The sequence below is a fragment of the Phycisphaerae bacterium genome (assembly GCA_035384605.1).
Classification (GTDB): Bacteria; Planctomycetota; Phycisphaerae; order UBA1845; family PWPN01; genus JAUCQB01.
Genome location: DAOOIV010000179.1, coordinates 1 through 6,602, shown reverse-complemented (window position 1 = coordinate 6,602; position 6,602 = coordinate 1). Strand labels below are relative to the sequence as shown.

At 62.2% G+C, this 6,602-nt stretch carries 4 protein-coding genes; 2 read left to right on the top strand and 2 right to left on the bottom strand.

The genetic code is table 11. The annotated features are described in order from the left end of the window. The first annotated feature begins 77 nt into the window (after positions 1-77). Both PLL20_21180 and PLL20_21175 read left to right on the top strand, forming a co-directional pair. On the top strand, positions 78-3,419 hold the full coding sequence (locus tag PLL20_21180; GenBank protein ID HPD32515.1) for a mechanosensitive ion channel: 3,342 nt from the start codon (positions 78-80) through the stop codon (positions 3,417-3,419). Next, positions 3,420-3,749 (top strand): hypothetical protein, encoded by a 330-nt coding sequence (locus PLL20_21175; GenBank protein ID HPD32514.1) that lies wholly within the window; start codon positions 3,420-3,422, stop codon positions 3,747-3,749. 247 nt (positions 3,750-3,996) lie between these two features. Here the strand turns inward: PLL20_21175 and PLL20_21170 are convergent, their stop codons facing one another. Both PLL20_21170 and PLL20_21165 read right to left on the bottom strand, forming a co-directional pair. After that, a complete protein-coding gene (locus PLL20_21170) occupies positions 3,997-4,416 on the bottom strand; it encodes a secondary thiamine-phosphate synthase enzyme YjbQ (protein ID HPD32513.1) in 420 nt (139 codons plus the stop codon). Positions 4,417-4,428: 12 nt separating this feature from the next. Beyond that, positions 4,429-6,489, bottom strand: a complete 2,061-nt coding sequence (locus PLL20_21165) for a hypothetical protein (GenBank protein ID HPD32512.1) — start codon at positions 6,487-6,489, stop codon at positions 4,429-4,431. Between the last annotated feature and the right edge of the window lie 113 nt (positions 6,490-6,602).

The window sequence follows — 6,602 nt, the reverse complement described above, 5'->3', positions numbered from 1 at the left end:
GATCGGCCGCCGATCGCGCAAAACTGCCACCGGAGTTCGCTTGTTTTGGGGCTAGTGCGCCGACCACCGAGCCGGCGGTGACGGACGCGACCGGGCTGACCATTCAGGCGGTTCAGGCCCGGATCAGCCGCCTGCAACTGGACACGCAATTGGACGAGCCCACGCGGGCCAAGGCGATCGAGTACTGCAACCTGGCGATCAGAGAGCTGCAATCCGCGGACGAATGGGCACGCAAGAGCGCTGATTATCAGAAGATCGTCCAGGATGCCCCCGTGCAACTCCAGACCGCTCGGGACGAACTGAGGAAAGCTCCGGAGTCACCCGCCATCTCGTCCGAGGCAGCCGGGAGGACTCTGGAACAGCTCAGACAGGAGCTTGCCAAGGCCGAAACGGACCTGGAAAGGAGCAAGCAGCGTTTGGCCGATCTCGACAAAGAACCCAGACGCAGGCTCGACCGCCGCACCGAAATCAGGCTTCGCCGGGAAGAGATCAGCAAAGAAACGGCCTCCGTGGTCGAGCCCCAGGGACCGGCGGCGCTGACCATGGCCTTCAGCGTCTACGTCCAGGCCCGTGCCAAGGCCCGACAGGCCGAGCTGGCCGCATACGACAGAGAGCTGGCCAGCTATGAGGCCACAAGCGACCTGCTCTCGGTTCAGCGAGACCTGGCCATCCGCCAGGTGTCTCAGAAAGAGAAACTGATCCGGCTCTGGCAGGAGATGATTGCCCAACAACGGCAGGAGGAAACCGCACGGCAGGTGCGCGAAGCGGAAGAAGCCAGGCGGCGAGCGGATGCCGAAACTCATCCGGTGGCCAGACGAATCGCGGCCTTGGCCGAGGGAAACATGACGCTCCTCAAGCGACGACAGGAGCTTGGAAGAAAGCTTGAACAGGTGGTTCAAGAATACAACGCCCGGAAGAATCTGCTGGACCGGATGAAGCGAAACGCCGAGACGGTGCGCGAAAAGGTTCAGGCCGCGGGCGTGACCAAGGCCATGGGACAATTGCTTCGAAAGGAGCGAACCGAGCTCCCCAAGGTAAGCACTCTCCGGCGAGGGGTCGAGTTGCAGCACGAGACGATCGCCGAAGTCGAGCTGGAGCTGCTTGACTTGCGAAAACAGAGGGACTTGCTGGTCGACATTCCCTCTCTGGTTTCAAGAGACATGCTCCAGTTTGACCCGGCCTTTGTCGAAGGTCGAAAATGGTTTGAGGAGGAATTGACGAAGCTTTACGAGAATGAGCGGGATTACCTCCAGTCGCTGATCACCGACAACGGCACCTACGCCGGTCGGTTGATCGACCTCCAGGACGTCACCGAGTCGCTGATTAGGGAGACCGAAGAGTATCTGCGTTTCATCAATCAGCATATTCTGTGGTTGCGCAGCCACGAGGAGATGCGTTTTTCAAGCCTGCTCGATGCCTGGGACGCGGCGAAATGGCTGCTGAAGGAGGCGGAATGGGGCGACGCGGCGAGATCCCTGGTCCGGGACGCGCGGGCTCATCCGCTCCAGGTGAGTCTCGGCGTGCTGGTGGCGGTGCTGTTGATCGCAGCCCGCCCCCGGTTTCGACGGCTGCTTGAACTGAGCGGTGAGAGGGCTCGACAGAAGCTGAACACCTCGTTCGCCCCGACGGCGGCGGCGTTGGTATGTACTCTCATGTTGGCTTTGTCATTATCGGTTGTGCCCTTCTTGCTGTCCTGGCGGCTCAGCGCGGCGGTGTCGACCTCTGAAACCACCAAGACGATCGGCCTGACCTTGGCCCGGGTGGCCGCATGGCTGCTGATCGTCGGCGGCATCCGCGAGCTGTTGCGGCCCAAAGGGTTGGCCGAGGCTCACCTCGGTTGGCCCCCGGGCGCCCTGAAGGTGGCCCGGTGGAACCTGGGATGGCTGCTGCTGATCGGCATGTTGATGACCTTCGTTATCGGTTTCGTCGAACAATGGCAGGTGGTCGCCGACTGGAAGGATTCCGTGTCCCGGCTTGCCTTCCTGATCGTCTTGGCTGCGTTCGCCGTCTTTGCCGCCAGGGTGTTCAGACCGGGCAGCGGCATCTTCGCCGGCCGCATCGCCCGCCATCGCGGTGGGCCGATGGATCGCTACCGGGTTCTCTGGTACTCATGTCTGGTGGGTATCCCGATCGTCTTGGCAGTCCTCACCGTCGCCGGATACTACTACACGTCCCTTCAGCTTATGGCCCGGGTCTACCGAACGGCGTGGTTCGCGCTTGGCATGCTGGTTCTTCGCGGCTTGATACTTCGATGGCTGTTCCTGACCCACCGCCGGCTGGCGATTGCCCAAGCCCGCAAGCGTCTGGCCGAGAAACAGGCGCAGCAGGCCCGCGACGGCAGCCAACCCGAAACTGATACGGCCGTTGTGGAGGAAGCCGAGCCGGAACTCGACATTGCAGCCCTCAGCCAGCAGACTCAGCACCTGTTCCGCGCCGCACTGGGGTTGGCTCTGGCCGTCGGCCTTTGGCTGATCTGGGCCGATATTCTCCCGGCGATCAACTATCTGCGGAACATCACGCTGTACTCGCCTCGGCCCGAGACGGCCATCACGCTGGTCGATCTGGTCCTGGTCGTCGTGACCGCGGTTATGACGATCATCGCCGCCAAGAACGTGCCCGCCTTCCTGGAAATCACCGTATTATCCCATCTGCCGCTGAAGTCCGGCGAGCGATACGCAATCGTCACCGTCGTTCGGTATCTGATCCTGGCGGTGGGCACCGTGGTGGCTTGCAGCTTCGCGGGCATCAGTTGGACCAACGTGCATTGGCTGATCGCCGCGATGACCGTCGGTCTGGGTTTCGGTTTGCAGGAGATCTTCGCCAACTTCGTCTCCGGCCTGATACTGCTCTTTGAGCGGCCGGTTCGCGTCGGCGACACCGTGACCGTCGGCGACGTCAGCGGAACAGTCAGTCGCGTTCAGATCCGGGCGACGACCATCATCACCTGGGACCGCAAGGAGTTGATCATTCCCAACAAGGAGTTCGTCACCGGCAAGGTGATCAATTGGACGTTGTCCGACCAGTCGCTGCGGATCGTCATTCCGGTGGGCGTGGCGTACGGCTCGGACACTGCTCAGGTGGAACGGATCCTGCGAGCGGTCGCCGCGGAGCATCCCGAGGTGCTCAGGGACCCCGCCCCGCAGGCCTTCTTCATCGGCTTTGGAGCCAGCTCGCTTGATTTCGAGTTGCGGGTGTTCATCGAGGGTGTCGACCGCCTGCTCAGCGTAAAGCATGCCCTCCTCAACGCCATCGACAAGGCTTTTCGCGCCGCCGGCATCGAGATCGCCTTCCCGCAACAGGACATTCACATCCGCTCCGTCAAGGACGTCTTTCCGGTGGTGCAGAAACCGGGCGACTGCACGTCTGCTGCGAAGACCACGCATGTCAGCGGAGAAATCAGGAGGATGCCGGAGGCTTGAATGAACAACGCAGATGATATCCACGCGGGAGCCATGTGCTGCCTTTCACTGGTGGCCCTAGTGAGCCCATTTATGCTGCTGTTCGTTCGCACCTCTTCGCTGGTCAAATGGTTGAGCCTGGCAGCGCTTCTGTGTTCCTTCGCGGCGGCCATGGCTTGGGCACTCCCGCGTGACGCCGACATTCCTCCCCTGCACATGGCTTTTCTTTTCGTCTTGTCCGGGGTCGCGATGGTTCGGCACTGGTTTCATGCATCACCCCCTCGAACGACAGGATCAGAACCGCAAGCATCCGCAGACCAACATTCGGACATCCGCAGCAAGGGAGACTGAATAGAACCTTTCAGCCGGACATCTGTGTGGCTTGCGCGCATGTTTCTGGATGGCAGTGCGCTTGGGTTGCGGCCGGCACAAAGGCGGTCCGCCTTAGGAACGGAACGCGGAGTTTGACAGATGCTATGTGCTCGGGCCGCCATCTCGCTGGCGAATCACGGCAGTGCCGACGGGTGAGCGTGTCACGATGGTCGAGCGGCGCAGGGTGTGCGCCGACGAATGTCGTCCTTGACTCATCCTTCAGCTTTCATCCTTCCCCAGTCACCGTCACCACGATCTGGCGCTGGCGCGGCTTGATGTCGCACTCAAGGTGAAAGATCTGCTGCCAGGTGCCCAGCGCGAGCCGGCCGTTGCTGACCGGCACGGTCAGATCCGGACCAAGCCAACTGGCCTGCAGGTGCGAGTGTCCGTTGCCGTCATTCCACGCTGCCTCATGGCCGTAATCGCGACTCGGCGGAATCAGCCGGTCGAGCAGCTCGGGCAAGTCGTGCCGGAGGCCCGGCTCAAACTCGATCGTGCCCAGCGCACCGGTGCTGCCCACGTTGAACAGGTGGACGATCCCCGTCCGGATGCCCGACTCGCGCACGATTCGCGAGACCTGCTCGGTGATATCGTGCATGTCCCGATGACCCGACGTGCGGATGCTGATGCTGTCCTGATGCGTCACCGTTCGGTCGCCTCACTCGCGCGACTGCGTCGTCGCCTCTTCGGTCGGCGCGGTCTCCGCTCTCGGCCGTCGCAGCGATGACCGCAGCTTGTCCGCCAACCCTTTGCCGCCCGCCGGCGTCGTCATGTCGATCTTGACGATCCGGCCCTGTGTTTTCCGGTTGACCGACAGACGCAGTTGCTTCTGGTCGGAAATGAGTCTCTCGAAGTCCTTGACATTCGTGACTGCGTTGTCGTTCACGTGGGTAATGATCTCGTAGGGAATCATCCCCGCCACCGAGGCCTTGCCGCCGGGTTCGATCTTCGACACGATCACGCCCGGGTCATCGTCTTTTTTCTGAAAGTAGCGGCGAACCTCATAGGTCAGGTTGCGCACCGTCATTCCCAGTGATTCCGACTTGAACCGGGGCGCCGAGTCAAAATGAGGAGGGCTGACCACCACCTCGAATTCCTTGTTGATGACTTTGCCTTCGTGAAAGAACTCGGCGGTGTATTTCTTGCCGAATCCGAGGTCGGTCAGCGCCCGGGTGAAGCTGTTCTCAGCGGCCGGCCACGGTTTGGGCAACTGCTCGAAGTATTCGGCCGGGATCTCGTCGAGGCGGTCCCACGGGAAAGATTCGTCCCCGCCGTAGCGGTCGTCACTCAGTCGCACCTCGAGCGGCTTGGGGTGCCCCTCGACGTGAAGCCGGATCAGAATGTATCCTGCCTCGATGCCGGCCTTCGCTGCGGGCGAATCGGGATGCACGAAGGTGACCAGCGCCCCGCTCCGGCCGTCCCCGGTGAGGTCGGATACGTTGTTGGCCCGTGCCAGCTCCCGGTTGAGGGCCTGCAACTCCACCCCCAGCCATGCCAGCCGGTTTTCCTCCTCCTCGCTCAGGGGAACATTGTTCAAATCGATCTGGTTGGGGAGATCGGCAAGGGCCTCCTGAACGTACATCGCCGGCGTCATCTGCACCTCACCTGATGAGTATGAGTATTCCTGTCGCAAGGTCACCTTCTTACGCCTGGCGATCGGGAGAGTCACCAGCAACAGATCCCTGTCGAAAAGAAAGACGCCGCGCATGTCGCCCGCCGACTCGGGATACACCCGCTGTTTCCAGCCGGTCGCGAAAGCGGCGATGCGCTGATGGCCGTAGTAGCCGATGCGCGTCTCGCCTTTCACGGAGACGTCGGCGGATAGCAGCACCTGGTCTCGGTATTCAAGAATCGGGCGTTGCGAGGTGCGAACGGCGCCCTCCAGCGGCGTTTCCAGGGTAACCAGCAGACAGCCGTAATCGGTCAACGAGCAGTCGAACTTGGCCGGCACCGGTTTGCCTTCCGCAGGGTGTACCACCACGCGTTCGAGCCTCGCGGTGACCTTGGCCTCAAGCTGAGCAAGCACCATCACGCGTTTCTCGTCGAGGAGCAGCCCCATCACGTTGCGCTCCGTGGCGTCCGCATCCTCGCTGTCCTCACCGTAGTAGGAATACGAGTAGCGATATCGCTCCTGCCCCTGCGATTTCGGGCTGCGGAAGCTCAGCGCCACGCGCAGCAGGCATCGGCTGCAGCGGTCCTCGAGCGCCTTGAGTGCCGCCTCCATGTCCTGGGCGGACATGGCGTCCCACTGCTGCGGCGAGCCCTTCCACGTCTCGTCGGCCGACACCTCGTCCTTCATGCAGACGGCGACCGGCGTGCCTTCCCTCGTCACAATGAGGCACTGGGACGGGGCGGCGCAGAATCGCCGATTCGAGACCGTCGAGGTGACGCTCAGGGGCATCGCGGCGACGTTGACCGCCCATTCGCCGTTCAGATTCTTGCAAGTGACCGCCAGGTACGGCCCTTTCGCGGCGGCGTCAAAAACCAACGGCCTGGTCCCCGGCAGCGGCTCACTCAGTTCCAGAAAGATGGCATTCTGCTGCATGGCGAAGCCGGAGATCTTCGCCTTGACCGAGACGCTGCCGGACCGGACCACCATGTCTTTCACGAATCGCGGGTGCACAAGCGGGTCGGCGGTCAGCACTTGTGTCGGCGACAGCAGGAACCCCGAGGCTTCCATCGGACGCTCCTCATTAACCATCTCGTCGGCGTTGTTCACATGATATCTGCCGCAGTTGGGGCACCGTTCAAGGAGGCCGTGGGCTTGAGGCGGCTCGCCCTGTCGGCGCCGGTCTGAACATGCTGTAAATCCGCCGGTTTGATGATGCGGTG

What these genes read in the sequence shown, in the direction of transcription:
- PLL20_21175 (HPD32514.1), top strand. Translation starts at nt 3,420, where the DNA reads ATGAACAACGCAGATGATATCCACGCGGGAGCCATGTGCTGCCTTTCA.